The following is a 25,769-nucleotide window of genomic DNA, read 5'->3' on the forward strand; positions in this document are numbered from 1 at the left end:
CGTGCTCCGCGTGTTTTGGGCGCGGCCGGGGCGCGTGCGGGACGCCGTCACCGTGTGGTGGCGCCTGACGAAGAAATGAGCCCCCCGCCCCCCCCCGGGGGGGGGGGCGGGGGGGGGGGCGGCCCCCCGCGCCGGGGGCGCGTCGGAGGCGCGTGGGCAGCGCGTCGGAGGCGCGTGGGCAGCGCGTCGGAGGCGCGTGGGCAGCGCGTCGGGGCGCGGCCTCAGAAGATCAGGGCCAGGGCGTAGGCCAGGAAGAAGGCCGCGACCAGCACGACCAGGATCAGGATCAGGGTGAGCGGTCCCTTCGCCCACCCCTTGGGCGGGTTGTGGGTCTCGCGGGGGCCCGCCTCGGGCATGCTGCTCTCGGCGGGCGGGGTCTCGCCGGGCGGCACGCCGCCGCCGGGTTCGAGCCCGGTCGTCCGTTCCGGTTCGGGGTCTGGATTGACGTAACTCATGCTCCCCGGGTCCCCCGATCCGGCCGCGATCAACAAAACGGGGCTACTTCCCGGTTCGGGTCCCCGGACCGCGCTCACCTGGGCTACATTCGACCCGCTCGACAACGGTACTCATCGGCGGAGTCACCCTCCGTACACCCCAGGAGCAGCGCATGCGCGACTTCGCCCTCGCTCCGCCGGCGGTCTCCTCCCTGGCCGGCGGGCTCGCCGACAGTGTCTTCGACAACGCGGAGATCCGGCCGGCGCTGCCGGTGCTGGCGCGTCGCGCGGACCCCTCCGCGCAGGAGTGGGAGCAGGTGACCGCCGCCCAGCTGCGGGACGAGGTGTCCGACGTGGCCCGCGGCCTGGTCGCGTCCGGCATCTCTCCGGGCCACCGGGTGGCCGTGATGGCCCGTACCCGCTACGAGTGGACGATCCTCGCCTACGCGCTGTGGGCGGTGGGGGCCGAGGTCGTCCCCATCTATCCGACCTCCTCGCGCGACCAGGTGGAGTGGATCCTGCGCGACGCCGGGTGCGTGGCCGTGGTGGTGGAGGACGAGCAGGGCGTGATGACGGTCGGCTCCGTGTGCGCCTCGCTGCCGCGGCTGCAGCACGTGTGGCAGCTGGACACCGGCGCGCTGGAGCAGCTGGTCGAGCGGGGCGCGGTGGTGCCCGCGACCACGGTCGACTCACTGCGCCGGATCGTGCTGCCGGACGCGACCGCCGCGATCGCCTACACCTCGGGCACCTCCGGGCACGCCATGGGGTGCGCGCTGAGCCACCGGGCGCTGGCGAGCCCCTGCGACACCCTGCTGGCCGGCTGGGGCCACACGGCCGCGCCGCCCGGGGAGCAGGCGTCGGTGCTGGCCTTCCTGCCGTTCTCGCACGTGTACGGGCTGATGATCCAGGGCCTGTGCCTCCGCGGCGGCATCCTGATGGGCCATGAGCCCGAGCTGAGCGAGGAGGCGCTGGTGTCGGCGCTGCGCTCGTTCCGGCCGACGTACTTCTACGCGGTGCCGTCGGTGTTCGAGAAGATCTACAAGAACTTCCTGCGCACCGCCCGGGAGTCGGGCCGGGGCGCGCTGTTCGAGCGGGCCGCCGAGACGGCGCGCGACTTCGCGACCGCACAGGAGCGGCACCGGCTGGGCCGGGGCTCGGGCCCGGGCATCGACCTGCGGCTGCAGCACGCCCTGTACGAGCGGACGGTGTACCGCAAGCTGCGGGCCGCGCTGGGCGGCCGTATCGTGCGCGGCACCTCCGGCGGCTCGCCGCTCAGCCGGGAGCTGTCCCTGTTCTACGAGGGCATCGGCATCTACGTGCACGACGGGTACGGCCTGACGGAGACCGCCGGCGGCATCACCATGCAGCCGCTGGGCCGGGAGAAGTCGGGCACCGTCGGCAAGGCCCTGCCGGGCACCGCGATCGAGGTGGCCGACGACGGGGAGATCCTGGTGCGGGGCCCGTCGGTGTTCCAGGGCTACGTCAACGACGAGGTCGCGACCCGGGCCGCCCTGCGGGGCGGCTGGCTGGCCACCGGCGACCTCGGGCACCTGGACGCCGAGGGATACCTGACGATCACCGGGCGCAAGAAGGACGTCATCATCACCAGCGGCGGCAAGAGCGTCTCCCCCGCCCCGCTGGAGCAGCGGCTCAGGATGCACCCGCTGGTCCACCAGGCGGTGGTGGTCGGCGACAACCGGCCGTGCGTGGGTGCGCTGATCACGCTGGACCCGCAGTTCGTGGCGCACTGGCGCGCGGCGCTGGCGCTGCCGGGGGACCCGGCCGGCCGCGAGGCCCGCGAGGAGAACGCGCTGCGCGAGGAGATCGGCCGGGCGGTGGCGGCGGCCAACAGCGTCGTCTCCCGCTCGGAGTCCATCCGTGTCTTCCGCGTGCTGCCGGAGCCCTTCGACGTGGCCAACGGACTGCTCACGCCGTCGATGAAGCTGCGCAGGGACGCCATAGTGGAGCGCTACGCCTTGGAGATCGACGCCATGTACCAGGCGCGGGGCCGCCAGAGCCGCCGGCCGGTGGGGAACGACCCGGCGGCCGAGTGGGACGACTCCGACGACGTCTTCCGCTGAGCGGCCACGATCCGCCGAGCCGCCGCGGCCCGCGGACCGGCCACGATCCGCCGAGCGGCCGCGTTCCGCCGAGCGGCGGCGCGCGGCACGGCCCGGGCGGCGCCCGACGCGGGGGCGACGGGGCCGCCGCCCGGCCGCGTTCCGCAGCGCGCGGCGCGCGACACGCCCGCCCGGTACCCGACGCGGAGACGACGCACGCGGGGCGCCGCGCGGGCGGCCCCGCGCGGGGGCGAGCGAAGAGCGCGGGGCGCGGGGCCGGGCGGGGCGCGAAGCCCGGGCACGGCACGGACCCCCGGCACGGCGCGAAGCCCGGGCGGGGCGCGAAACCCGGGCGGGGCGTGAAGCCCGGGCACGGCACGGACCCCCGGCACAGCACGGGGCTCGCGCGGGGCCGGAGGCCGGGCGCGCCCGGTCGGGGCGCGGAGGCCGGGCCGGGCGCTGCCGGGCGCGGGCCCGAGCGGCGCGGCCCGTGGGCGGCTTTCCTCTGCGACGGCTTCCCGGCGGCGCGCAGGCGTGAGGTCGGCGCTACGGGATACCAGTGTTTGCATGTTCCCGACAAAGCCAATCGTCGTCCCCGCGCGGGCCGTCCGCCCCCTCGGGACCGCCGGCGCCGCCCCCGTCCGTGCCCATGTCCGGAAAGGGAGGTGAACCGTGGTCTTCCTCGTCGCGGCACTGCTGCTGCTGGCCGTCGTCCTCGGCTCGGTGGCCTATCTCCCCTGGCCCGTCACGGTCGTGCTCGGCGCGGTCGTCGTGGTCTGGCTGGCCGTCTTCACCGTGCGTGAACGCAGGCGGCGCGCCCGAGCGGGGAGGGCGTGAGCGATGCGGCTGACCGCCCCGCCCCGGCAGTACACCGGCAGGCGCGACACCGAGGGAATGGCCGTGGCCTCCTTCGTCCTCGGTCTGGTCGGCCTGGTGGTGCTCAATGTGGTCCTCGGTCCCGTCGCCACCGCCCTGGCCGTGACCGCGCTGCGCCGCGGCACGCCGCGCCCCTTCCGGGCCCGTCTGGGGCTCGCGCTCGGCATCGCCGACCTGCTGGTCCTCGCCGTCCTGCTGGCCGTCAGCCACGGCGCCACCTGGACCGCGTTCGGCTGACGCCGCCTGTCCCCCGCGGCCCCCACCACTGAGATCCGCCCCACGGGGTACTCACGCGTAGGCCCCGCACCCATGGGAACAAGACAGTGGGACGCAGGAAGGAAAGGACGACCGCCCGGCGGATCACGCCGGGCCGGGAAGGCGAGATGGCAACCGAGCCGCCTGGGGACGACACACTGGCTACCGAGGGCATTCCGAGTCGCACCGCCCGCTTCGCGGGCGAGCTGCACCATGTGACCGGTGCGCGCCTCGCCGCCGAGGAGTTCCTCGACGACCTGGCACGGACCTCACTGCCCTCGGCGTCGGAGCACTGGGACGACATCCTGCTGGTCGTCACCGAGCTCGCGGCGAACGCGGTGCAGTACGCGCCGGGCCCCTTCGAGCTGCGGATGCGCCGGACCTTCGACGGGGTGCACGTGACGCTGAGCGACACCAGCACCACCCGGCCGGAGCCGCGGCCCTTCCAGCCCAGCCGCGGCGGCGGGGGCATCGGCTGGCACCTGATCCACACGCTGTGCGACCAGGTGAGCGTGGTGGTCAACGAGCGCGGCAAGGACGTGCACGTGTTCCTGCCCTGGTGAGCCCCGGCCGTGCGGGCCGGGGTTCCGGGTCCGCTCAGGCGGTGGCCGTCTCGCGCGGCGGGAGCCCGTGGTAGTACTCCCCGACCCGGCTCAGGTACTCCCGGTCCATGGTCTCGCTGTCGGTGCGGAAGCGCGGGGCCTCCTTGATCTCCGCCCGGGAGCAGGCCACGGCTATCCTCCGCTCCCCCGGGTCGATGGCGGCCACCACGCCGGCCGGGACCAGGACGCTGCTGCCGAACACCCACACCCCGGTGTCCACGACCAGATGGGTCATGCCGAAGTGGTCTGCCTCCCGGTCGACATGGCCGACGGTGCCGTCGGTGGCGACGACGGTGAAGCCGGTCGGATCAAGTCCCTCGGCATGACCGGCCTGCGGCGGGTACGTCCACATTCCTTCGATGGTCACGCTGCTCCTTCCTCCCCGGGCGGACCCTCACCGCACCAACTACCCTGCGCCGACGGCGCCATTCGGCGTCCCGGGCCTCTGTCCGGGACCGGACTGCGCGGCGGTGAACAGTTCGAGTGTGCCGGTCATCTCCAGCAGCCGCTCGAGGGCCGCGGGCCGCTGGTCCAGGTGGAGCGCCACGTCCGCCGCGTGCGTACGGCGCCGGATCCGCAGCAGCGCGGACAGGCCGGAGGAGTCGACGCCGGTCAGGTCCGAGAAGTCGAGGCGCAGTTCGGCGACCGGGTGGCGCGCGGCGGGACGCCGGGCCATCAGGGCCTCCACCGTCTCCACCAGCTTCCCCTGGGTCTCGTAGTCGAGGTCGCCGCGCACGCGCACCACGACGGCGTGGGGACGGTTCTCGACGGACAGGCTGAACGGCGAGGGCGGCGGCACAGTGGTCATACGGGCATTCCGGGGGTCTGGGTCTTCGGCGAAGACGTCGTTTCGGCAGGAGGTCGTTCGGCGGGAGGTCGTTCGGCGGGAGGTCGGTCGTTCGACGGGAGGTCAATCGGCCCGCGTACCCCCGTTTTCCGGTCTCATGCGCACCGTTCCCGGGTGAGTTTTCCGACGCCCGCGCAGGCGTGCGAGGTTTTGTTGCGGGCGGCTCGAGTGGGTTAGCCTGCGGCGTATTTTTCTCATCGCGCACTTCCGTGACGTGCGGAAATGCGGTACGTACGCGGGGTCCACGACGGCCCGGCGGGGGTTTCGAGTCCTCAGCGCCGAGGACTCCTGGGGAGCGGGACGAGGGTGCGCATGACCAGCGACAGGACCGTGGCCGACCGGGTGCCGGGAGACCAGGAACTGCGGCAGCTCCTCGCCGGTCTGACGGCCGTGCGGGACGGCGACTTCGGCACCCGGCTGCCCGAGGACGCCGACGGGCTGCTGGGCGACATCGCCACCGTGTTCAACGGCATGGTCGACCAGTTGTCCGTGTTCACCTCGGAGGTCACCCGGGTGGCCCGGGAGGTCGGCACCGAGGGGACCCTCGGCGGCCAGGCGGAGGTGCCCGGGGTCTCCGGCACCTGGGCCGACCTGACCGACTCGGTCAACGCCATGGCCGGCAACCTCACCACCCAGGTGCGGGACATCGCCCAGGTGGCGACCGCGGTGGCCAAGGGCGACCTCTCGCAGAAGATCGACGTGCCCGCGCGGGGCGAGATCCTCCAGCTGAAGGAGACCGTCAACACGATGGTCGACCAGCTGTCCGCGTTCGCGGGCGAGGTCACCCGCGTCGCCCGCGAGGTCGGCACCGAAGGACGCCTCGGCGGCCAGGCGAAGGTGCCCGGCGTCGCCGGCGTGTGGCGGGACCTCACCGACTCGGTGAACTTCATGGCGGGCAACCTCACCAACCAGGTCCGCAACGTCGCCCAGGTGACCACGGCGGTCGCCAAGGGCGACCTCTCGCAGAAGATCACCGTCGACGCCCGCGGCGAGATCCTGGAACTGAAGAACACCATCAACACGATGGTCGACCAGCTCGGCGCGTTCGCCGACGAGGTCACCCGCGTCGCCCGCGAGGTCGGCACCGAAGGCCGCCTGGGCGGCCAGGCCGACGTCAAGGGCGTCAAGGGCACCTGGCGGGACCTGACCGACTCGGTGAACTTCATGGCGGGCAACCTCACCGCGCAGGTGCGCAACGTGGCCCAGGTGGCCACCGCAGTGGCCCAGGGCGACCTCTCGCAGAAGATCACCGTCGACGCCCGCGGCGAGATCCTCGAGCTGAAGAACACCATGAACACGATGGTCGACCAGCTCGGCGCGTTCGCCGACGAGGTCACCCGCGTCGCCCGCGAGGTCGGCACCGAAGGGCGCCTCGGCGGCCAGGCCGACGTCAAGGGCGTCTCGGGCACCTGGAAGGACCTCACCGACAACGTCAACGTGATGGCGTCCAACCTCACCGGGCAGGTCCGCTCCATCGCGCAGGTCGCCACCGCCGTGGCCCGCGGCGACCTGTCCCGGAAGATCACGGTCGAGGCCAAGGGCGAGGTCGCCGCGCTGGCGGACGTGATCAACACCATGGTGGACACGCTGTCCGCGTTCGCCGACGAGGTCACCCGCGTCGCCCGCGAGGTCGGCACCGAGGGACGCCTCGGCGGCCAGGCCCACGTCCCCAACGTGGCGGGCACCTGGAAGGACCTCACCGACAACGTCAACTCGATGGCGAACAACCTCACCGGCCAGGTCCGCAACATCGCGCTGGTGACCACCGCGGTGGCCCGCGGCGACCTGTCGAAGAAGATCGACGTCGACGCCCGCGGCGAGATCCTGGAGCTGAAGACGACCATCAACACGATGGTCGACCAGCTCTCCGCGTTCGCCGACGAGGTCACCCGCGTCGCCCGCGAGGTCGGCACCGAGGGACGCCTCGGCGGCCAGGCCGAGGTGGAGGGCGTTTCGGGTACCTGGAAGCGGCTCACCGAGAACGTCAACGAACTGGCCGGCAACCTCACGCGCCAGGTCCGGGCGATCGGCGCGGTGGCCAGCGCCGTGGCGGAGGGCGACCTGACCCGGTCGATCACCGTCGAGGCCTCCGGCGAGGTCGCCGAACTCAAGGACAACATCAACTCCATGGTGGAGTCGCTGCGCCAGACCACCCGGGCCAACCAGGAACAGGACTGGCTGAAGACCAACCTCGCGCGGATCACCGGCCTGATGCAGGGCCACCGCGACCTGCCCGTGGTGGCCGAGCTGATCATGGAGGAGCTCACCCCGCTGGTGTCCGCGCAGTACGGCGCCTTCTACCTCGCCGAGGACGGCGAACGCGGCCCGGTGCTCAGCCTGGTCGGCTCCTACGGCAGGCCCGACGACGAGCGGCCCACCCGCTTCCCCTTCGGCCGCTCACTGGTGGGCCAGGCCGCGCGCAGCCGCCGTACGATCACCGTGGACGAGCTGCCCGCGGGCTACGTCACCATCTCCTCCGGGCTCGGCCAGGCCGTGCCGACCGCGCTGATCCTGCTGCCGATCCTGTTCGAGGACCAGGTCCTCGGCGTCATCGAGCTGGCCTCGGTCACCGCGTTCACCCCGATCCACCGGGACTTCCTGGAGCAGCTGCGGGAGGCCATCGGCGTCAACGTCAACACCATCGTGGCCAATGCCCGCACCGACGAGCTGCTCGGCGAGTCGCAGCGGCTGACCGCCGAACTCCAGGCGCGCTCGGCCGAGTTGCAGGCCCAGCAGGAGGAGCTTCAGCGCTCCAACGCCGAACTGGAGGAGAAGGCCTCGCTGCTGGCGACGCAGAACCGCGACATCGAGGCCAAGAACCTGCAGATCGAGCAGGCGCGGCAGGAACTCGAGGCGCGCGCCCAGCAGTTGTCGCTGGCGTCGAAGTACAAGTCGGAGTTCCTGGCCAACATGAGCCACGAGCTGCGCACCCCGCTCAACAGCCTGCTCATCCTCGCCCAGCTGCTCGCCCAGAACCCCTCGCGCAACCTCACCCCCAAGCAGGTGGAGTACGCGGGCATCATCCACTCCGCGGGCAGCGACCTGCTCCAGCTGATCAACGACATCCTGGACCTGTCCAAGGTCGAGGCGGGCAAGATGGACGTCACCCCGGAGCGGGTGCCGCTGCGCCAGCTCATCGAGTACGTCGAGGCGACCTTCCGGCCGATGACGACGCAGAAGGGCCTGGAGTTCGCCGTCACCACCGCGGCGGGCGCACCGGCCGACCTGCTCACCGACGACTCCCGGCTGCGCCAGGTGCTGCGCAACCTGCTGTCCAACGCGGTGAAGTTCACCGAGCAGGGCGGTGTCGAGCTGTGCATCGAGCCGGCCGCGGACGACGAGGTCCCCGAGGGGGTCGTCCGGGGCGGCGCCGTCGTGGCGTTCCGGGTCAAGGACACCGGCATCGGCATCCCGGCGCAGCACCTGGAGTCGATCTTCGGTGCGTTCCAGCAGGCGGACGGCACCACCAGCCGCAAGTACGGCGGCACCGGCCTCGGCCTGTCCATCACCCGGGAGATCGCCCATCTGCTCGGCGGCGCCGTGGCCGTGGACAGCGCGCCCGGCCGGGGCAGCACCTTCACCCTCTACCTGCCCGTCACGCGGCCCGACTTCGAGCAGCTGCTCGGCACCGGACGGCCGCCGGAGAAGGCCCCGGCCGAGCTGGTCTCCTCGGCGGCCGCCGACCGGACCGCCGCCGCCGCGCAGTCCGGCGCGGACGGGCGGCGCCGGCGCCGGCTCCTCGTGGTGGAGGAGCGGCCCCGCGGACTGCTGACCCTGGTCGCCGAGAGCGTGGTCGCGGACGTGGCCCGGCACAGCCCGGACGAGGGCGCCCTGCCCGCGGTGGACGTGCTGACCGCCACCGGGGCGCAGGAGGCGGCCGGCGCGCTGGCGGCCGAGCCGTGCCACTGCGTCGTCCTGGAGCTGGACATGTCCGGCGGCGAGGCCTCCCGCTTCCTCGAGGCGCTGGACGGCGACTCGGCGCTTGCGGGCGTGCCGGTGCTCGTGCACAGCGGCCACCGGCCGGACGTGGCGCGGGCGGAGGCGCTGCGCTCGCGCGCCGACGACGGCTCCATGGAGTTCCTCTCCAGCCTGGACGAGCTGCGCGAGCGCATCGCGCTGCACCTGTCCGCCGAGGAGCCCGGGGACGTGCTGTCCCTGGTGCGCGCCGAGGACCCGCAGGAACTCGCGCCGCCCGTGGACGACGCGTTCGCCGGGCGCACCGTCCTCGTCGTCGACGACGACGCGCGCAACCTCTTCGCCCTCAGCGGGATCCTGGAGCTGTACGGCTTCCGGGTGCTGCACGCGGAGAACGGGCGCAAGGGCATCGAGACGCTGCTCGGCAACCCGGACATCGCGCTGGTGCTGATGGACGTGATGATGCCGGAGATGGACGGCTACACCGCGACGGCCGAGATCCGCGCGCTGCCGCAGTACGCGGACCTGCCGATCATCGCCGTCACCGCCAAGGCGATGCCCGGGGACCGGGAGAAGTCGCTGGCCTCGGGGGCGAGCGACTACGTCACCAAGCCCGTCGACACGCAGGACCTCATCGCCTGCGTCCGGCGCTGGCTGTCCGCGTGAGCGCGACCGCACCCGTCCCGCCACGCGGCGGGCCGGGCCCGGCCCGGCGCGGCCCCCTCCGCGCCCCGACGTCGTACAGCCGAGGAGCGAGCGCATCGTGAGCACGTCCGAGCAGCACCGCGAGCGGCCCGGCACCGAGCCGCGCCCGGAGCCGTCCGCGCCCGTCGCACCGGACCGGGCCGACGGCACGGCGCGCCCCGGCACGGCGCGCCCCGGCGCGGCGGGCGCCCCGGCCACCTCTCCGGTCGGCCGGCTGGCGGCCACCGTGGAGCGGCTGCGCAGCGAGGTGCGCGCCGCGCAGGCGGAGGCGGAGGGCCGGGCCCTGATCGAGCTGGCCAAGGGCATCCTGGTGGAGCGGCTCGGCTGCGGTCCGGCCCAGGCGGCACGGCAGCTCGCGGAGCTGACCGAGCAGGCCGGGGTGACGCCGCTGGAGTTCGCGGTGGAGGTGATCAACCAGGCCGCCCGGGACCGGGTGGCGGAGGTGACGGACGCCTTCCTCAGCGCCGCGGCGGGGGCGCCCGAGCGGGACACGGCCGCCGTACGGCTGCGGGCCGCGGAGAGCGGCCTGCTCGCCGCGCACGACACCCAGGCCGTCGCCGACTCCCTGCTGGAGCACGCGCTGCGCCCGCTCGGCGCGGTGGCCGTGGCGGTGTGGGCCGCCGGCGCCGACGGCTCGCTGACCCTCGCGGGCAGCGCCGGGTTCTCGCCGGCCGAGGCGACCCGCTGGCGGTACGTGCCGCCGGAGGTGGCGACCGTGGCCCGCCGGGGCCTGACGGAGCGCACCGGCCAGTGGTTCGCCTCCCTTGCCGACACCGGCCTGCCCACCGTCGGCCGGCATCCGCATCCCGAGGGCGGGCGGGTGGCCGTGCCCGCGGGCACCGGGGGACGCATCCACGGGGTGCTGGAGATCGCCTGGCCGGGCCCGCTGGAACCGCAGCCGCCCCAGGTGGTGCGACAGGTGGAGGCGCTCGCCGAACTGTGCGCGCACACCCTGGAGACGTACACGCCGCGCCCGGAGACGGGCCAGGAACCGCGCGTCCTGCCCGACGCCGCGGAGCTCATGGACCTGGCGGACGGGCTGCACGACCCCGCGCTGGTCCTGGTGCCGCACATCGACGCCTCGGGACAGCTGGCCGACTTCCGCATCCAGCACGTCAACAACCGCTTCCTCGACCCGGCCGGCCGCCCGCGGGCCGTGGTCAGCGGCGCCCTGCTGCTGGAGGCCTACCCCATGGCGGCCGGGCGCAGCGAGCTGTTCCAGCGGGTGGAGCGGGTGTACGCCACGGGCGAGTCGTTCCGGGCGCACCGGATGCGGCTGACGGCGCTCGTCGACCAGGTGCCGCTGTCGGCGGTGGCGGACATCAGCATCAGCCGGCACGGCAGCAGCGTGCTGCTGATCTGGCGGATCGAGGACGAGGCGGCGCGGCTGGCGAGCCTGCTCCAGCACGCCCAGCGCCTCGGCCGCATCGGCGGCTTCGAGGAGAACCTGCTCACCGGCGAGATCACCTGGAACGACCAGCTGTTCCACCTCTACGGCAAGTCCCCGTCGAGCAGTCCGGTGCCGCTGGAGGAGCTGCCCGCGCACGCCCACCAGGACGACGCCGTCCCGCTCGGCCGGTTCCTGCGCACGGTGCTGCACCGGCGCCGGCCCGCCTCGGCCGCGTTCCGGCTGCAGCGGCCCGACGGGGTGACCCGGCACATCCGCGTGGTCGCCGAGCCGGTCCTGGACGCCGACGGGCGGCTGTTCGTGGTGCGCGGGGCCTACCAGGACATCTCCGCCCAGCACTGGACCGAGGTGGCGCTCGCCGCGACCCGGGACCAGCTCGCGCACACCGAGCAGCAGGCCACCGAGCGCAACCGGCTGACCCTCCAGCTGCAGCACGCCATCATGCCGCCCGCCCAGGCGCCGCTGCAGGTGCCCGGTCTGGAGATCGCGGTGCGCTACCGGCCCGCCGAGACCGAGCAGCTGGTGGGCGGCGACTGGTACGACGCCGTGGTGCTGCCGTCCGGGCTGGTGCTGCTGTGCGTGGGCGACGTGGCCGGGCACGGCATCGAGGCCGCCACGAGCATGGTGGTGCTGCGCAACGCGCTGCGCGGGCTGGCGGTGACCGGCGCCGGGCCGGGGCAGCTGCTGTCGTGGCTGAACATCGTGGCGCACCATCTGACGGGTGCCGTCACCGCCACGGCGGTCTGCGCGCTGTACGACCCCGGGCGGCGGACGCTGCGCTGGGCGCGGGCGGGTCATCTGCCGCCCGTGCTGGTGCGCGGCACCGACGCCGCGCCGCTGCCGCTGGTCAGGGGAATGCTGCTGGGCGCGGTGCCGGAGGCCGTGTACGAGGAGGCGGAGCTGGACTTCGCGCCGGAGGACACGCTGCTGATGTACACCGACGGCCTGATCGAGCGGCGGGACCGGTCCGTGGAGGAGTCGCTGACGCATCTGCTGACCACGGCCCGTTCGGCGCCCAAGACGCTGGACCAGCAGCTGGACCGGCTGCTGACGTACAGCAGGTCGGACACCGACGACGACACCTGCATCGTGGGCATCCGCGTGGCCTGACGCGACGTCACGGTCACGGCTACCCGTCCGGGGTGTGCGCCGCCCGCGCGGGGGCACTTGGAGGCGGCGACACGTCCCCGACTCCGGGGGCGTACCCCCACGGAGGTGCACCGATGGCCGACGACCGCCCGCGGGAGCCCACGACCCGGTATCCCCGGCCGGAGTTCCCGCAGCAGGAGCAGCAGCACCCGGGCTGGACCGGGCCGATGGACCCGCCGCCGGACCACGGCGAGGAGTCGTACCGGGGCAGCGGTCTGCTCACCGACCGCAAGACCCTGCTGACGGGCGGCGACTCGGGCATCGGCCGGGCGGTGGCGATCGCCTTCGCGCGGGAGGGCGCGGACGTGGTCTTCACCCACCTGCCGGAGGAGGAGAAGGAGGCCCGCGAGACCGCCCGCCTCGTCGAGGAGGCGGGACGCACGGCGGTGCCGGTGGCCTGCGACATCCGCGAGGAGGAGCAGTGCCGGCGGCTGGTGGAGCGCACGGTGGGCGAGTTCGGCCGGATCGACGTGCTGGTCAACAACGCGGCCTACCAGATGTCCCAGCCGGACGGCATCGGCGCCATCACCACCGAGCAGTTCGACCGGGTGGTGCGCACCAACCTCTACGGCATGTTCTGGCTGTGCCGGATGTCCCTTCCGCACATGCGCCCGGGGTCGTCCGTCATCAACACCACGTCGGTGCAGGCGTACAAGCCGAGCCCGCACCTGCTGGACTACGCGATGACCAAGGGCGCGATCGTGACCTTCACGCAGGGGCTGGCGCAGATGGTCGCCGCCGACGGCATCCGGGTCAACGCCGTCGCGCCGGGGCCCGTGTGGACCCCGCTGATCCCGGCGACGCTGCCGGACACCGCCCAGTTCGGCAAGCAGGCGCCCCTCGGGCGGCCCGCCCAGCCGGCCGAGATGGCGCCGGCGTACGTCTTCCTCGCCTCCGAGCGCGCGAGTTTCATCACGGCGGAGATCCTCAACGCCACCGGCGGCACCCCGCTGCCCTGACGGGCCGGCGGGGCGGGGACGGGCCCCGCGGGGCGGGTCCGTGGGGCCCGTGGGGCGGGCCGGCCGGGGCGCCGCCGCCCGGCGGGGCATGCCCGCGGCTTTCAGGGGTAGGCGCCGCTCCGCAGTGCGGGTAACCAGCACTGGCCGCAAGCACTCGTTGGAGGTACTCGTGCCCCTTGCCCAGAACCCGCTGTCCGTCGAGGTCACGCTGCCCCGGGAGGACGTCGCCCTGCTCACGGTCGAGGGCTATCTGGACGTCGACACCGCGACCGAGCTGCAGGCCCATCTGGCGAACCAGCTGCATCATGGCCGGCGCCACTTCCTGCTGGAACTCGCCGGGGTGCCGTTCATGGACTCCTCCGGCATGAACATCATCCTGCGGGTGTACCAGGAGGTCCGCGAGCGCCCGGGCAGTGTGCACATCATCGCCCCGACCCCGGCGGTGCGGCGGGTCCTGGACCTCACGGGGGTCAGTCTCACGGTGCCGGTCTCCGAGACCGTCGAGGAGGCGCTCGCCCTGGTCGACCGGCTGCCGGAGGAGGCCGCGGCCGGTCAACCCGGCGCGGACCCCGGCCCGGAGGCGGTCGCCGAGGCCGGCCTGGACCTCGACTCGGCGATACCGGCCGGCGACGAGGCGGCCGACGAGCCGGTCCGGCCGCAGCCCGGGGACCGGGACCCGCGGCCCTGAAACGACCCGCGCACCCGGCCGCGCGCCCGAAACGATCGGGCATGCCTGCGCGCCACGGTGACGCCGGTACGCCCGGCCCCTCTCCCGTCGTGCCCGCGACCGTGGCTGGACTCACCCGGACGGAGGACGCCGGCACAGCCGTACCGGTCCCGCGCGATAGCGCGCCCGATCTTGGGAACCCGCCTGGAGGAGACCGTGGCGTCCGGCGGGTGCGGGCGGCCCGGTGCGATGCGGCCCGGGGCCGCTGCGGGCATCGTGGTGCCCGGGGCATGCGCCCGGGCCGGACGCGCCCGGCCCCGCGGACCACGTGCGGCAACGACACGGTGGGACCGGTCGAGTGCGAAGCAGCGATCCAGGGGCAGTCGCATGACGTCGAGGCACACCGCCTGGAGCCGCAGAAGGGAAGGAACACCGTGACACGACCCAGGATCCTGGTGGTCGGCGCAGGCTTCGCCGGAGTGGAGTGCGTGCGCCGGCTGGAGCGCCGTCTCTCCCCCGGGGAGGCCGACATCACGCTGGTCACGCCGTTCGCCTACCAGCTCTACCTGCCGCTGCTGCCCCAGGTCGCCTCCGGGGTGCTCACCCCGCAGTCGATCGCCGTCTCCCTGCGCCGCAGCGAGAAGTACCGCACCCGCATCCTGCCGGGCGGGGCGATCGGCGTGGACCTCAAGGCCAAGGTCTGCGTCGTCCGCACCGTCACCGACAGCGTCGTCGAGGAGCCGTACGACTACATCGTGCTGGCGCCGGGCAGCGTCACCCGCACGTTCGACATCCCGGGCCTGACGGACCACGCCTTCGGCATGAAGACCCTCGCCGAGGCGGCCTACATCCGCGACCACGTCATCACCCAGCTCGACCTGGCCGACGCCCTGCAGGACCCGGCCGAACGGGCCGCGCGGCTGCAGTTCGTGGTGGTCGGCGGCGGATACGCCGGCACCGAGACGGCCGCGTGCCTGCAGCGCCTGACCCACGCCGCCGTCAAGCGCTACCCGCGGCTGGACCCGGGCCTGATCAAGTGGCATCTGATCGACATCGCGCCCAAGCTGATGCCGGAGCTGGGCGACAAGCTGGGCCGCAGCGCCCAGGAGGTGCTGCGGCGGCGCGGCATCGAGATCTCGCTCGGCACCTCCATCGCCAAGGCCGGCCCGGACGAGGTCACGTTCACCGACGGCCGGGTGGTGCCCACGCACACCCTGATCTGGACGGCGGGCGTGGTGGCGAGCCCGCTCATGGCCACGCTCGGCGCCGAGACGGTCAAGGGGCGGCTCGCGGTCACGCCCGAGATGTGCCTGCCCGGCCACGACGGGGTGTTCGCGCTCGGCGACAGTGCCGCCGTGCCGGACCTCGCCAAGGGCGACGGCGCGATCTGCCCGCCGACCGCGCAGCACGCCATGCGGCAGGGCAAGCGGGCCGCCGAGAACCTCATCGCGACTCTGCGCAACCAGCCCATGCGGCCGTACGAGCACCGCGACCTGGGCCTGGTGGTCGACCTCGGCGGCCGGGACGCCGTGTCCAAGCCGCTGGGCGTGGAACTGCACGGCCTGCCGGCCCAGGTGGTGGCCCGCGGCTACCACCTGGCGGCACTGCGCACGAACGTCGCCAGGACCAGGGTGGCCACGAACTGGCTGCTGAACGCGATCGCCGGCGACGACTTCGTGCGCACCGGCTTCCAGGCCCGAAGGCCCGCCAAGCTGAAGGACTTCGAGTACACGGACGCGTACATGACCCCGCAGCAGGTGCGGGAGTACGTCGAGAAGGTCCACGCGCAGCGGGCGTGACCCCGGCGGGCCGGCCCGCCGCCCCGCCGGACCGCCCGCCGGGCGGGGCCGCGGGCAGTGCGGGTCCGGCCGCGGCGGGCCGTGCCGGGCAAGCGGACGATCATGTGGGACACGGGAGTACGGCGGCGTGAGGGCAGCGGAGGGGTCGGTCTGGGCGTGGCTGCGGGATCGTGTCGCGGGGTCCGATCCCGGGCTGCTGCGGCTGGCCGCGGGCTCGCGCACGGCGGGTGCCATGGCGCTGACCCTGGCGGTCCTCGCCGCACTGCGCGCCCCGGTGCCCCACCTCGTGGCCGGGGCGCTCTCGTCGATGGTGGCCACCTTCGCCATCCGGGAGAAGCAGCGCTCCCGGCAGGCGGTGACCCTCGCCCTCGGCCTGCTCGTGGCGCTGGCGTCCGTGTCCCTGGCCGCGCTGCTGAACACGCGGGTGGTGGCCGGCGACATCTTCTTCGTCGTCCTGATCTTCTGCGCGGTCTACAGCCGCCGCTTCGGGGACCGCGGCAACGCCTTGGGCCTGATCGGCTTCCAGATCTACTTCATGTCCCTGTTCGTCGGGGCCACCCCGGCGGCGCTGCCCGGGCTGTACGGCGTCATCGCGCTCGCGTTCGGCTGCAGCGCCCTGGTCCGGTTCGTGATCGTGTACGAGACACCCGCGGGCATCCTGCAACGGCTGCGGGAGGCGTTCCGGGTGCGCTTCGCCCAGTTGGTGTCCGCGCAGCTGGAGCTGCTGGACGCCGGGCCCGACGAGGTGGACGGGGTGCTGGAGTCGGTGCGCGAGCGCACGGCCCGGCTGCACGAGACGGCCATGATGATCCAGGGCCGGCTGGAGGAGGGCACCTCCGACGAGTCCGTGGCCCGGCTCGTGCAGCGGCGGATCGCCGGCGCGGAGATCGCCGCGGAGCGGCTCGGGCTGCTGCTGCTCAACGCCCGCAGCGCGGAGCGCACGAACACCCTCACCCTGCACCTGCCCGGCGCCTCCCTGCCCTCGGCCGGTCAGCTGCCGGTGCGGGACGAGGCGACGGGCATGCTGCGCCGCGATCTGCAGGCGCTGCGCATGCTGGTGCTGCGGCCCGTCGGCGAGAGCGGCGGGACCGCGATGTCGCACGTGCGCAACCGGCTGCTCGGCTACCGCGACGAGGAGAATCTGCCGCCGGCCCCGGCTCCGGTGCAGGACGTCTTCCGCGGCATCGGCGAGGCCGCGCGGGCGGTGCTGGGGCTGCGGATCGCCCTCGACGGACCGCAGGACGAGTCCGACGACACCCCCGCCACCACCCGTTCCCGGGAGGAGCTGGACGCGGAGAGCGCCGCCATCGAGGGCGCCGAGGGGGGCGAGGAGACCGGCGAGAAGGCTCCCGCCGGGCTGCAGCGGCCCACCACGCGCGCCGCGGTGCAGGTCGCGGTCGGCTCGGCGCTGGCCATCGTCGGCGGTGAGTTCCTCTCCAGCCAGCGCTGGTACTGGGCGGTGCTGACCTGCTGGATCGTCTTCATCAACACCGCCTCCACGGGGGAGATCCTGGTCAAGGGCTACCGCCGGCTGGTGGGGACGATGCTCGGTGTGGTGGCCGGCATCGTGCTCGCGGGGCTGGTGGGGCCGCACACCTGGCCGGCGATGGTACTGGTGCTGGTGTTCGTGTTCGCGATGTTCTACACGGCGCCGCTGTCCTACACGGCGATGTCGTTCTTCGTGACCGCGGCGCTGGGCCTGCTCTACACCCTGCTGCACACCTACAGCCTGTCGGTGCTGCTGCTGCGGGTGGAGGAGACCGCGCTCGGCGTGGCCTGCGGGATCATCGCGGCGGCGGTGGTGCTGCCGGTGCACACCGACCGGCGTACGAACGAGCTGCTGGTCAAGGTGCTGGACCGGCTCAAGGACGTCACCGGGGCGGCCGTCGAGCGGCTCAGCGGCGGGACCGGCGCCGGGGACGACCTGCTGGACCGGGCGCGCGACCTGGACAAGGCGCTGGGCGACCTGCGGTCCGCCACGCAGCCGCTCACGCATCCGATCACACCGATGCGGACCCGGCGCGACACGGCCCAGTACGTCGTCGCCCTGCTGGAGACCAGCGCGTACCACGCGCGGTCGCTGGCCGCGACGGCCGAGCTGCTGCCCACACATCCCTCGATCGCCGCCGACCCGCGGCTGCGTCAGGCCTGCGCGAGGATCACGGACAACATCGCGGCCATCGCGGCGCATCTGACGGACGAGCACGCCGAGGCCCGTATCGAGACCGGGCCGAGCATCGCCTCCCTGCTGGAGGACCCGGTGCCCGGGACCCCGCGCTACGGCCGTGTCACCGACCGGGTGCTGAGGCATCTGCAGCGCCTGGACGAGGCGGTGCTGGGCCTGGCCCGCCCGCTCGGCATCGCCGTGCCCACGCCGGCCGGCAGGTGACGCGCGGGCCGTCCCGGCGTCCCGCACGGCCCGGCGGGGTGCCGTCCGGGCCTCCCGCACGGCCTGGCCGGGTGCTTCGGGCGGGTGGCGGGGCCTGGGCGGGTGCTTCGGGCGGGTGGCGGGGCCCGGCGGGGTGCTTCGGGTGGGTGGCGGGGCGCGCGGGACGGAACGGGGCGCGCACGGCGCGACGGGTCGCGGGGCGGGCTCGAGTCCCAGGGCGGGAACGGGGTGCGGAGCGCCGACGCGGCGCGCAGAACGGACCGGGGCGCGCGGAGCCGCGATGGGGCCCGCAGCGGCGGGACGGAGTGCGCAGGGTGCCGCCCGGCCGGGTGGTGCGGGGGCCGGCCGGGCGGCGGTGGGGTGCCGGCCGGTGCGGACGCCGGCGGCGGAACCGGGGACGGCGGGCGGAACCGGGGACGGCGGGGTCAGAAGTCGGCGGGCAGGTCGCTCGCCTCGGCGATGCCCCGCAGCTCCTCGTTGTCCCGGTGCCGGTCGCGGATGTAGTCGGCGATCTCGGTCAGGCGGGCCGGGTCCGCGGCGGTCGCCGCGTCGGTGACCACCCGGACCGGTCCGGTCTCCTCGATGTCCAGGACGACCAGTTCGTTGTCCAGTCTTCCGGTGACGGCCGTGGCGATCACCAGGGCGGCCTCGTCCCTTATCTCCTGGGGCAGCCCCTGGGCCTGCGCGGCGTCCAGGGGGAAGTCGGCGGAGGGCACGCCCTGCTCGTCGATCGCCTTGAGGACGGGGTCGACGACGTCGAGCAGTGCTTCGTATTCCTCCTCGGGCATCCGGACTCGCAGCAGGTCGAGGTACACCTCCACGGCCCGGCCGTCTCGCTCGTCTTCGTTCATCCGCTCCGTGTTCCCCCCGCCGCGCCGCTCAGACCCGCCGCCAGCGGGCCAGCGCGAAGGAGAAGACGCCGAACAGCACCAGACCGGCCGCGACCAGCACCAGCAGCCACGGCCCGAACGGGGTGTCGGCGAACGAGCGGAGCGTGTCGTCCAGCCCCTTGGCCTGCTCGGGCCGGGACTCGACGGCGGCCCGCACCACGAAGAAACCCGCGGCGGCGAACACCAGCCCGCGCGCGGTGCCGCCGCCCACCCCGGTGACGTCCACCAGGCGCCGCACCCGCGGGGACAGGGCGCCGAGCTTCAGCTTGTCGTGGTAGGACCGGCGCAGCGCCTGCACCGCGATCCACACGCCCGCCACCACGATCCCCGCCCCCGCCGCGCCGACGAGCCACTGGCCGGCCGGCACGCCGAGCGCCCTGGCCGTCAGGTCCCGGGACTGCTCGTCGCTGGATCCGCCGCCGTCGCCCGAGCCCGCCGCGAAGGACAGCACGGACCAGGCGACGAAGGCGTAGAACACGCACCGGACGGCCGCCAGCAGCCGTTTGCCCGCCTTGCGGCCGTCCGCGCCGGCGGAGCCGAACACCGCCTCCGACAGCCGCCACACCGCCATGCCGGCCAGGCCGACGCCGAGCGCCCACAGCAGCACGGCGCCGAACGGCTCGTCCGCGAGCGCGGCGAGCGCGCCGCCCCGGTCGGCCTGGTGGCTGCCGTCGCCGAACGCGACGCGCACCGCGAGTACGCCGACCAGCAGATAGATCACTCCCCGCGCGGCCAGTCCAGCTCGCGCGGCCCCCTCCGTCACCGAGCCGTTCGCGGCCCTTCGCGCCCGTATGCGGCCGGGTCGGGCCATGGCACTCGTCTCCATCTCCACCTCCGGACATGCGGATGCCCCGGCGGGGACGGGACATACGCCGCCGCGCGGGAGCACGCGCGCAGGGGTGCGGGGGTGCGGGAGTGCAGAGGCGCGTGGGAGCAGGCGGTACCGGAGGGCCGGGGACGGCCGGGCACGCGAGAGCCGCCGTACGCACCCGGACGGCGTACGGCGGCTCTCGTCCACCGGGCCGGACACTCGCCCTCGGGGCGGTGACCGGCGGCGGGGCCTCAGGCGGGCAGGGGCTCCGCCCCGCGGGCGGGCAGCGGCTCGGCGTCGCGGACGCGCAGTCGCCCGGCCCGGCGCGCGGGCCCGGACGCCGGCTCCACGCGGCGCGCGGGCACGGACGGCGACGCGGCCCGGCGGCCGGCCGGCGGCTCGGCGGGCAGGGCGCACAGCGGCTCGGCCGCGGCGGCGAGCATGTGCCGGGCCGCCTCCAGGGCCGCTCCCACCTCGCGGGTGCCGGTGGTCACGCACAGCGTATAGGCGAGGTCCTGCGCCCGTATGCTCCGGTCCGCGCTCTCGCACGCGAGCACCGCCTCGTACTCGTCGACAAGTCTGCGAAGAAACTCCGGGTGGGGCATCAGCACTCGGTCACTCTCCTGGGTCGGTCGGTCGGTAGTGGTGAGGGTGTGGTCGGGGTCGTGTGCCGGGGGTCGTGCGGCCGGGGTCGTGCGGCGGGCTCCGCCCGGCCGGTCGGCCGGTCAGGCGGCGGCCGGGCGCGGTCCTCCGCCCCGGCGCTGGGAGCGCTCGGCCAGCACCTCGTCGCGGACGCGGGCGCAGCTGCGGCTGATGAGACGCGAGACGTGCATCTGGGAGATGCCGAGCTTGTCGGCGATGCGGCTCTGCGTCATGTCCTCGAAGAAGCGCATGTAGAGGATGGCGCGCTCGCGTTCGGGCAGGCGCCTCAGCCCTTCCTTGGCCGACTCGCGGTCGACGACGACGTCGTACGAGGTGTCCGCCGCTCCGAGGGTGTCGGCGAGGCTGTAGCCGTCGCCGCCGCCCGACAGCTCCGCGTCCAGCGACAGGGTGCTGAAGCTCTCGAGGGCCTCCATCCCGGCGCTGACCTCCTCCTCGGTGAGCCCGGTGTGGGCGGCGAGGTCGGCGACCGAAGGCTCGGCGCTGCCGGGGTTCTGGGTGAGCTCACGGCGCGCGAGGCGGACCTTGTTGCGCAGTTCCTGGACGCGGCGGGGCACCCGCAGGGCCCACATCCGGTCCCGGAAGTGCCGCTTGACCTCACCGGTGATGGTCGGCACGGCGTAGCTCTCGAAGGCGCCGCGGTCCGGGTCGAACCGGTCGATGGCCTTGACCAGCCCCAGTGCCGCCACCTGGCGCAGGTCCTCGATCGACTCGCCCCGGTCGCGGAAGCGGCCGGCGATGCGGTGGGCCATGGGCAGCCAGGCGGTGACGAGTTCGTCGCGGACGGCCTCGCGCTCGGGGCCGTCCTCCAGCGCGGCGAGCCGCTTGAAGAGGGCCACGGTGTCGGGTGCGTCGTCGTGCGGCCTCCGGGTGGGTGCCGTCCGGTCATCCTGGGCGCCGGGACGGCTTGTCGACATATCGATGAGCATGCGGGATCGCTCCTGAACGGTGGTTTCAGGGGGAATGACCGCGGAAGGGTGGGGTGCCGTCCGGATCACCTGGAGGCCCTCCGGAGCAGCCGTACCGCTCCCGTCGGCGCGCCTCCGGTCCGAAGCACGAAACTCCGTCTGCCCGGGAGCAGGAGCAGCAAACTCCGCTTTCCCGGATTCCTCGCGGCGTTGGGCACCGCGCGGCGCCGCGGCCCGTCGGGCCGACGACGCGTCAGGTCAGCGGCATGAAGGCGGTGATGCACTTGCCGCCGTCGGGCAGGTCGGCCACCTGGACGTCGCGGGCCAGCCGGCACACGATCGGCCAGCCCCGCCCGCCGTCGCGGTGCCGGCCGTGGCGGTCGCCGGCCGGTACGGCCACCGGCAGGCGGTCGCTCCGGTCGCTCACGCAGACCCTGACGCCGCGCCCGACGACGTCGACGTGGAAGTCCGTCATGCCCCCGCCGTGCAGAATGGCGTTGGTGGTCAGCTCGGAGGCGACGAGCTGGGCGTCGGAGACGACGTGCGAGTCGCAGGGCGCGTGCCTGGCCCGGCAGCACTCGGTGATGACGCGCTCCACCAGCCTTCTGGCGTCGGCCGGCCGGCACGGCCCGGGATGCGCACAGCGGTCCACTCCGGACGACATGTCGACTTGGGGATCGGTCCTGTGCCTCTCGCACATCTCCTTGCTCCCTGGGGTCGGAGGGTAGGCGGCCGGACCCTGCCGTGGGACCCGCTCGCACCGCCGGACGGCGCCACTGCGTCCGCCGGACGCCTGCCACGACCGGCGGACGCCGTATGCGACCGGCGCCTGCGGGCGGCGGACGGCGCTCGGCCTTGGCGCCCGGGCGTCGCGGGCCTCCTTTTCGGCTAGCCTCTCCCCGCCCCGCCAAACATGCGCCGTCCCGCGCCGCCCGGCGCCGGACGCCGCTGCCGCACCGGCCGCCCGGTTCCGCGGCCTCCCTCGCGGCCGTCTCCCGCGGCCCGTCGCGGTCCCGCGGTCATCCCGGGCGGCTCAGCGGGTACGCGAAGGGCATGACCGACGTCGTGGACTCGGACGAGCTGTTGCGGCGCATCCAGCGCGCCAGGGCGTGCGCGGTGGAGGAGAAGCACCGATGGCGGGACCGCCGTGACACCCTCGGGCCGACCGACCCGGAGGCGTCCCGGGAGGCGGCCGTGCGCGTGCTCACCTACGAGACGGTGCTGCGGGTGCTGGACGAGATCCTGACCCCGGGCCGCCACCCTGCCGAAAGGATCTGACGGTGCCCTGGAGCATGCGCGGCCGGGCCGCGGCGGGCACGGGAGCGTGAGGGGGCGCGCACGGAGTGAGACCGATCACGTGAGCCCCTCCCGGCTGCGTGAAACGCGCCGGGTTGGTTTATCGTTCATACATACGCGGCGACGGGGTCGACTCGCACCGTCCCCCGTGCGCCGCCGCGTACGGCCCTGGCTGGTCTCCCCCGTCCAGCCAGGGCTTTTTCATGCCCTCGGACTCCCCTCGCACGCGTGCCGGGCTCGGCACCGGCCGCGGGGCCGCCCCGCCGAGGTGCCCTGGTGGCCCGCAGCGGCTGAAATGGGCTTGAGGCACATGCGTGGAACCCGATCGCCGGCGAGGAGCCCCGGGCCATGACCAAAGCGATAAAACTGCTGACCGCCCTCCCCCACAAGCAGCGCGAGCGTCTGATGGAGCTGGCGAAGGAGGTCTCCTTCCCCGAGGACGCCAGGATCTTCGAGGCGGGCGGTACGGCCGACCGCTTCTGGGTCATCCGCTCCGGCGCCGTTCACCTCGACCAGCAGGTGACGCCGCTGCGCCGGGTCACGGTGGCCAGCCTCGGCGCGGGGGACCTGCTCGGCTGGTCCTGGCTCTTCCCGCCGTACCAGTGGGACTTCGGGGCCGTGGCCTTCAGCCCGGTGCGGGCGTACGAGTTCGACGCCTCGGGGGTGCTGGCGCTCTGCGTGGAGGACCCGCTGCTCGGGCTGTCACTGGTGCGGACGGTGGCCGAGATCCTCGCCCACCGTCTGGAGGCGACCCGTATGAAGCTGCTGGAGCAGTACACGATCCCCAGACGCGGGCTGTAGGGGGCCGCCCGGTCCGGGCCGGGACCGCCCCGGCACGCCGGGGGCCGCCCGGTCCGGGCCGGGCGGACGGGTCCGGGCCGGGCGGACGGGTCCGGGCCGGGCGGACGGGTCCGGGCCGGGCGGACGGGTCCGGGCCGGGCGGACGGGTCCGGGCGGGCCGGGACCCGGCCCGCGCCCTCAGACGCGGTAGCGGCGCAGTGCCGGGACGGCCGCCGCCAGGGCCAGTGTCAGCGCGACCACCAGCAGTCCGCCGCCGGTGACCGCCGCGCGGGGGCCGAGGACCGAGCCGGCCGTACCGTGCAGCACGTCGGCCAGGCGCGGGCCGCCCGCGACCACGACGGTGAAGACGCCCTGCATCCGGCCGCGCATCTCGTCGGTCGCGGCGGACAGCAGGATCGCGCCGCGGAACACCATGGACACCATGTCGGCGATCCCGGCGACGGCCAGGAAGGCCACGGCCGCCCACAGGCTGCCGCTCAGCCCGGACCCGGCGACCGCCGCGCCCCAGGCCGTCACGGCCCCGATCACCATCCAGCCGTGCCGGCGCGCCCGGGAGAAGGTGCCGGAGAACAGGCCGCCGGCCACCGCTCCGAGGGGAATCGCGGCGAACAGCAGGCCGAGCGCCAGTCCCTCGCCCTCGGACGCGTAGGTCTGGGCGGCCAGCTGCGGGAAGAGGGCGCGCGGCATGCCGAAGACCATGGCGATGATGTCGGCGAGGAAGGACAGCAGCAGCACCTTGTGCCCGGAGATGTAGCGGAACCCGGCGGCCACCTCCCGCAGGCCGGCGCGGCGGGCGGACTTCCCGGTCAGCGGCGGCAGCGCGGGCAGCCGCAGCACCGCCCACACGGTGACGCACAGGGCCACGGCGTCGATGAGGTACAGCACCGGCAGCCCGATCACGGGTATCAGCGCTCCGGCCAGCAGGGGTCCGGCGACGAGCCCGGTCTGCATCACCGTGGAGCCCAGCGCGTTGGCCGCGGGCAGCTCCTCCGCGGGGACCAGGCGGGCGATGGAGGCGTTGCGGGCCGGGGAGTTCAGTCCGAAGAAGGCCTGCTGCACGGCGAGCAGCACCATCAGCACCACGACCGAGTCGAGCCGGGTCACCGCCTGCACCCAGAACAGCAGCGAGGTCAGGGCGATGCCGGTGTTGGTGACCAGCAGCAGCTTGCGGCGGTCCACGGTGTCGGCGACGGCCCCGCCCCACAGCGCGAAGACCACCATCGGCACCAGACCGGCCAGGCTCGCGTAGCCGACCCAGGCCGAGGAGCCGGTGATGTCGTAGATCTGCTTGGGCACGGCCACCGCCGTGAGCTGGCTGCCGACCGCGGTCACGACGGTGGAGGACCACAGCCGGCGGAAGGCCGGGCGGCGCAGCGGGCGGGTGTCCATGGCCCAGCGCCGCCAGCCGCGCCGGACGGCGGGTCTGGACGCCTCCGGCGCGTCGGCGGACGCCGGGGCGCCGGAACCGGTGCCGGAGCCGGTGCCGGGACCGGAACCAGTGCCGGAGCCGGTGCCGGCAGTGGTGGCCGCGGCGGCGGAGGCGGTGCTGCCGGCGCTCCCTGTGTCGGTGCTGTCGCTGGTGTCCACGGGCTTCCTTGCTCGATACATCTTTCGGTCGGGGGTTCACTATCGCAGCACCCGCGGACCCGTGTGCGCCCGTGCGCCCGAGCCGGGCCCGGGACCGTCAGACTCCGGCCATGAGCGTGACACCGAGAGTGATCATCGTCGCGGCGATCAGTCCGTCCAGCACCCGCCAGGCCGACGGCCGGGCGAGCACGCGGCCGAGCAGCCGGGCGCCGAAGCCGAGTGCGGTGAACCAGCACAGGCTGGCCAGGGCGGCGCCGAGCCCGAAGGTCCAGCGCAGCGCGCCCCGGTCGGCCGCGAGGGAGCCGAGCAGGAACACCGTGTCCAGGTAGACGTGCGGGTTGAGCCAGGTCATCGCCAGGCAGGTGAGCACCGCACGCCGCCGGGAGCCCGCCGCCTCGCCGTCCGCGCGCAGTCCGGCGGCGCCCGGCCGCAGCACGCGGCGGGCGGCCAGGGCGCCGTAGCAGAGCAGGAACGCGCCGCCGGCCAGGCCCACCGCGGTCAGCGCGCCGGGCCAGGCCACCACCACCGCGCCGACGCCGCCGACGCCGAGGGCGATCAGGACCGCGTCGGACAGGGCGCAGATGCCGACGACGGCGAGCACCGCGTCGCGGCGGACGCCCTGGCGCAGGACGAAGGCGTTCTGCGCGCCGATGGCGACGATGAGGGACAGTCCGGTGCCGAATCCGGCGGCGACGGTGGTCAGGGCGTGGGTCATGCCTCGACGCTACGGAAGCGATCACCCCGCGTACAG

The 25,769-nt window shown here is 74.3% G+C and carries 21 protein-coding genes and 1 pseudogene; 12 read left to right on the plus strand and 10 right to left on the minus strand.

Annotated features, from left to right (window positions below; all coding sequences use genetic code 11):
• Nucleotides 1-221: 221 nt before the first annotated feature.
• Nucleotides 222-455 (minus strand): DUF6480 family protein, encoded by a 234-nt coding sequence (locus ACI2LW_RS25310; protein ID WP_404733495.1) that lies wholly within the window; start codon nucleotides 453-455, stop codon nucleotides 222-224.
• A 152-nt stretch (nucleotides 456-607) separates the two neighbouring features.
• On the opposite strand from ACI2LW_RS25310, the gene ACI2LW_RS25315 reads away from it, so the two are divergent.
• From ACI2LW_RS25315 to ACI2LW_RS25330, 4 genes are all read left to right on the plus strand, one after another.
• Entirely contained in the window at nucleotides 608-2,515 is a 1,908-nt protein-coding gene (locus ACI2LW_RS25315) for an AMP-dependent synthetase/ligase (RefSeq protein WP_404733496.1), read from the plus strand.
• A 651-nt stretch (nucleotides 2,516-3,166) separates the two neighbouring features.
• A complete protein-coding gene (locus ACI2LW_RS25320; RefSeq protein ID WP_404733497.1) occupies nucleotides 3,167-3,331 on the plus strand; it encodes a hypothetical protein in 165 nt (54 codons plus the stop codon).
• 3 nt (nucleotides 3,332-3,334) lie between these two features.
• A complete protein-coding gene (locus ACI2LW_RS25325; protein ID WP_404733498.1) occupies nucleotides 3,335-3,607 on the plus strand; it encodes a DUF4190 domain-containing protein in 273 nt (90 codons plus the stop codon).
• A gap of 146 nt (nucleotides 3,608-3,753) precedes the next feature.
• The gene (locus ACI2LW_RS25330; RefSeq protein ID WP_404733499.1) at nucleotides 3,754-4,188 is read left to right on the plus strand and encodes an ATP-binding protein; all 435 of its coding nucleotides are present in this window, start codon (nucleotides 3,754-3,756) and stop codon (nucleotides 4,186-4,188) included.
• Nucleotides 4,189-4,222: 34 nt separating this feature from the next.
• Here ACI2LW_RS25330 and ACI2LW_RS25335 read toward each other — a convergent pair whose 3' ends face one another.
• Both ACI2LW_RS25335 and ACI2LW_RS25340 read right to left on the minus strand, forming a co-directional pair.
• Complete coding sequence (locus ACI2LW_RS25335) at nucleotides 4,223-4,594, minus strand: PRC-barrel domain containing protein (RefSeq protein WP_404733500.1); 372 nt, start codon at nucleotides 4,592-4,594, stop codon at nucleotides 4,223-4,225.
• Between the two features lie 39 nt (nucleotides 4,595-4,633).
• Entirely contained in the window at nucleotides 4,634-5,035 is a 402-nt protein-coding gene (locus tag ACI2LW_RS25340) for an STAS domain-containing protein (RefSeq protein WP_404733501.1), read from the minus strand.
• A gap of 351 nt (nucleotides 5,036-5,386) precedes the next feature.
• Here ACI2LW_RS25340 and ACI2LW_RS25345 point away from each other — a divergent pair, with 351 nt between their 5' ends.
• From ACI2LW_RS25345 to ACI2LW_RS25370, 6 genes and pseudogenes are all read left to right on the plus strand, one after another.
• Nucleotides 5,387-9,655 (plus strand): HAMP domain-containing protein, encoded by a 4,269-nt coding sequence (locus ACI2LW_RS25345; RefSeq protein WP_404733502.1) that lies wholly within the window; start codon nucleotides 5,387-5,389, stop codon nucleotides 9,653-9,655.
• A gap of 97 nt (nucleotides 9,656-9,752) precedes the next feature.
• A complete protein-coding gene (locus tag ACI2LW_RS25350) occupies nucleotides 9,753-12,212 on the plus strand; it encodes a SpoIIE family protein phosphatase (protein ID WP_404733503.1) in 2,460 nt (819 codons plus the stop codon).
• Between the two features lie 113 nt (nucleotides 12,213-12,325).
• Nucleotides 12,326-13,210, plus strand: coding sequence for an SDR family oxidoreductase (locus ACI2LW_RS25355; protein WP_404733504.1), 885 nt, complete (start codon nucleotides 12,326-12,328; stop codon nucleotides 13,208-13,210).
• Nucleotides 13,211-13,379: 169 nt separating this feature from the next.
• Nucleotides 13,380-13,748: pseudogene (locus tag ACI2LW_RS25360) on the plus strand (STAS domain-containing protein); the annotation flags it as partial.
• 536 nt (nucleotides 13,749-14,284) lie between these two features.
• On the plus strand, nucleotides 14,285-15,676 hold the full coding sequence (locus tag ACI2LW_RS25365) for an NAD(P)/FAD-dependent oxidoreductase (protein WP_404733600.1): 1,392 nt from the start codon (nucleotides 14,285-14,287) through the stop codon (nucleotides 15,674-15,676).
• A 127-nt stretch (nucleotides 15,677-15,803) separates the two neighbouring features.
• Nucleotides 15,804-18,065 (plus strand): FUSC family protein, encoded by a 2,262-nt coding sequence (locus ACI2LW_RS25370; RefSeq protein WP_404733505.1) that lies wholly within the window; start codon nucleotides 15,804-15,806, stop codon nucleotides 18,063-18,065.
• A 425-nt stretch (nucleotides 18,066-18,490) separates the two neighbouring features.
• On the opposite strand, the gene ACI2LW_RS25375 is transcribed toward ACI2LW_RS25370, so the two are convergent.
• The 5 genes from ACI2LW_RS25375 to ACI2LW_RS25395 form a co-directional block, all read right to left on the minus strand.
• A complete protein-coding gene (locus ACI2LW_RS25375; RefSeq protein WP_404733506.1) occupies nucleotides 18,491-18,916 on the minus strand; it encodes a hypothetical protein in 426 nt (141 codons plus the stop codon).
• Nucleotides 18,917-18,944: 28 nt separating this feature from the next.
• Entirely contained in the window at nucleotides 18,945-19,781 is an 837-nt protein-coding gene (locus tag ACI2LW_RS25380) for a DUF1206 domain-containing protein (RefSeq protein ID WP_404733507.1), read from the minus strand.
• Between the two features lie 236 nt (nucleotides 19,782-20,017).
• On the minus strand, nucleotides 20,018-20,371 hold the full coding sequence (locus ACI2LW_RS25385; RefSeq protein ID WP_404733601.1) for a DUF5133 domain-containing protein: 354 nt from the start codon (nucleotides 20,369-20,371) through the stop codon (nucleotides 20,018-20,020).
• Nucleotides 20,372-20,491: 120 nt separating this feature from the next.
• Nucleotides 20,492-21,355, minus strand: a complete 864-nt coding sequence (locus tag ACI2LW_RS25390) for a SigB/SigF/SigG family RNA polymerase sigma factor (protein WP_404733508.1) — start codon at nucleotides 21,353-21,355, stop codon at nucleotides 20,492-20,494.
• Between the two features lie 232 nt (nucleotides 21,356-21,587).
• Complete coding sequence (locus tag ACI2LW_RS25395) at nucleotides 21,588-22,034, minus strand: ATP-binding protein (RefSeq protein WP_404733509.1); 447 nt, start codon at nucleotides 22,032-22,034, stop codon at nucleotides 21,588-21,590.
• A gap of 353 nt (nucleotides 22,035-22,387) precedes the next feature.
• Here ACI2LW_RS25395 and ACI2LW_RS25400 point away from each other — a divergent pair, with 353 nt between their 5' ends.
• Both ACI2LW_RS25400 and ACI2LW_RS25405 read left to right on the plus strand, forming a co-directional pair.
• Nucleotides 22,388-22,612 (plus strand): 3-deoxy-D-manno-octulosonic acid transferase, encoded by a 225-nt coding sequence (locus ACI2LW_RS25400; RefSeq protein WP_404733510.1) that lies wholly within the window; start codon nucleotides 22,388-22,390, stop codon nucleotides 22,610-22,612.
• A gap of 366 nt (nucleotides 22,613-22,978) precedes the next feature.
• Entirely contained in the window at nucleotides 22,979-23,431 is a 453-nt protein-coding gene (locus ACI2LW_RS25405) for a cyclic nucleotide-binding domain-containing protein (protein WP_404733511.1), read from the plus strand.
• Nucleotides 23,432-23,608: 177 nt separating this feature from the next.
• On the opposite strand, the gene ACI2LW_RS25410 is transcribed toward ACI2LW_RS25405, so the two are convergent.
• On the minus strand, nucleotides 23,609-25,039 hold the full coding sequence (locus ACI2LW_RS25410) for an MFS transporter (RefSeq protein WP_404733512.1): 1,431 nt from the start codon (nucleotides 25,037-25,039) through the stop codon (nucleotides 23,609-23,611).
• Between the two features lie 76 nt (nucleotides 25,040-25,115).
• On the minus strand, nucleotides 25,116-25,733 hold the full coding sequence (locus ACI2LW_RS25415) for a LysE/ArgO family amino acid transporter (RefSeq protein WP_404733513.1): 618 nt from the start codon (nucleotides 25,731-25,733) through the stop codon (nucleotides 25,116-25,118).
• Between the last annotated feature and the right edge of the window lie 36 nt (nucleotides 25,734-25,769).

Source organism: Streptomyces sp. NPDC004065, from assembly GCF_044903565.1.
GTDB lineage: Bacteria > Actinomycetota > Actinomycetes > Streptomycetales > Streptomycetaceae > Streptomyces.

Coding starts and splice junctions, on each gene's coding strand:
- ACI2LW_RS25310 (WP_404733495.1), bottom strand. CDS start 455: ATGAGTTACGTCAATCCAGACCCCGAACCGGAACGGACGACCGGGCTC.
- ACI2LW_RS25315 (WP_404733496.1), top strand. CDS start 608: ATGCGCGACTTCGCCCTCGCTCCGCCGGCGGTCTCCTCCCTGGCCGGC.
- ACI2LW_RS25325 (WP_404733498.1), top strand. CDS start 3,335: ATGCGGCTGACCGCCCCGCCCCGGCAGTACACCGGCAGGCGCGACACC.
- ACI2LW_RS25330 (WP_404733499.1), top strand. CDS start 3,754: ATGGCAACCGAGCCGCCTGGGGACGACACACTGGCTACCGAGGGCATT.
- ACI2LW_RS25340 (WP_404733501.1), bottom strand. CDS start 5,035: ATGACCACTGTGCCGCCGCCCTCGCCGTTCAGCCTGTCCGTCGAGAAC.
- ACI2LW_RS25345 (WP_404733502.1), top strand. CDS start 5,387: ATGACCAGCGACAGGACCGTGGCCGACCGGGTGCCGGGAGACCAGGAA.
- ACI2LW_RS25355 (WP_404733504.1), top strand. CDS start 12,326: ATGGCCGACGACCGCCCGCGGGAGCCCACGACCCGGTATCCCCGGCCG.
- ACI2LW_RS25375 (WP_404733506.1), bottom strand. CDS start 18,916: ATGAACGAAGACGAGCGAGACGGCCGGGCCGTGGAGGTGTACCTCGAC.
- ACI2LW_RS25380 (WP_404733507.1), bottom strand. CDS start 19,781: ATGGAGACGAGTGCCATGGCCCGACCCGGCCGCATACGGGCGCGAAGG.
- ACI2LW_RS25385 (WP_404733601.1), bottom strand. CDS start 20,371: ATGCCCCACCCGGAGTTTCTTCGCAGACTTGTCGACGAGTACGAGGCG.
- ACI2LW_RS25390 (WP_404733508.1), bottom strand. CDS start 21,355: ATGCTCATCGATATGTCGACAAGCCGTCCCGGCGCCCAGGATGACCGG.
- ACI2LW_RS25395 (WP_404733509.1), bottom strand. CDS start 22,034: ATGTGCGAGAGGCACAGGACCGATCCCCAAGTCGACATGTCGTCCGGA.
- ACI2LW_RS25400 (WP_404733510.1), top strand. CDS start 22,388: ATGACCGACGTCGTGGACTCGGACGAGCTGTTGCGGCGCATCCAGCGC.
- ACI2LW_RS25405 (WP_404733511.1), top strand. CDS start 22,979: ATGACCAAAGCGATAAAACTGCTGACCGCCCTCCCCCACAAGCAGCGC.
- ACI2LW_RS25410 (WP_404733512.1), bottom strand. CDS start 25,039: ATGTATCGAGCAAGGAAGCCCGTGGACACCAGCGACAGCACCGACACA.
- ACI2LW_RS25415 (WP_404733513.1), bottom strand. CDS start 25,733: ATGACCCACGCCCTGACCACCGTCGCCGCCGGATTCGGCACCGGACTG.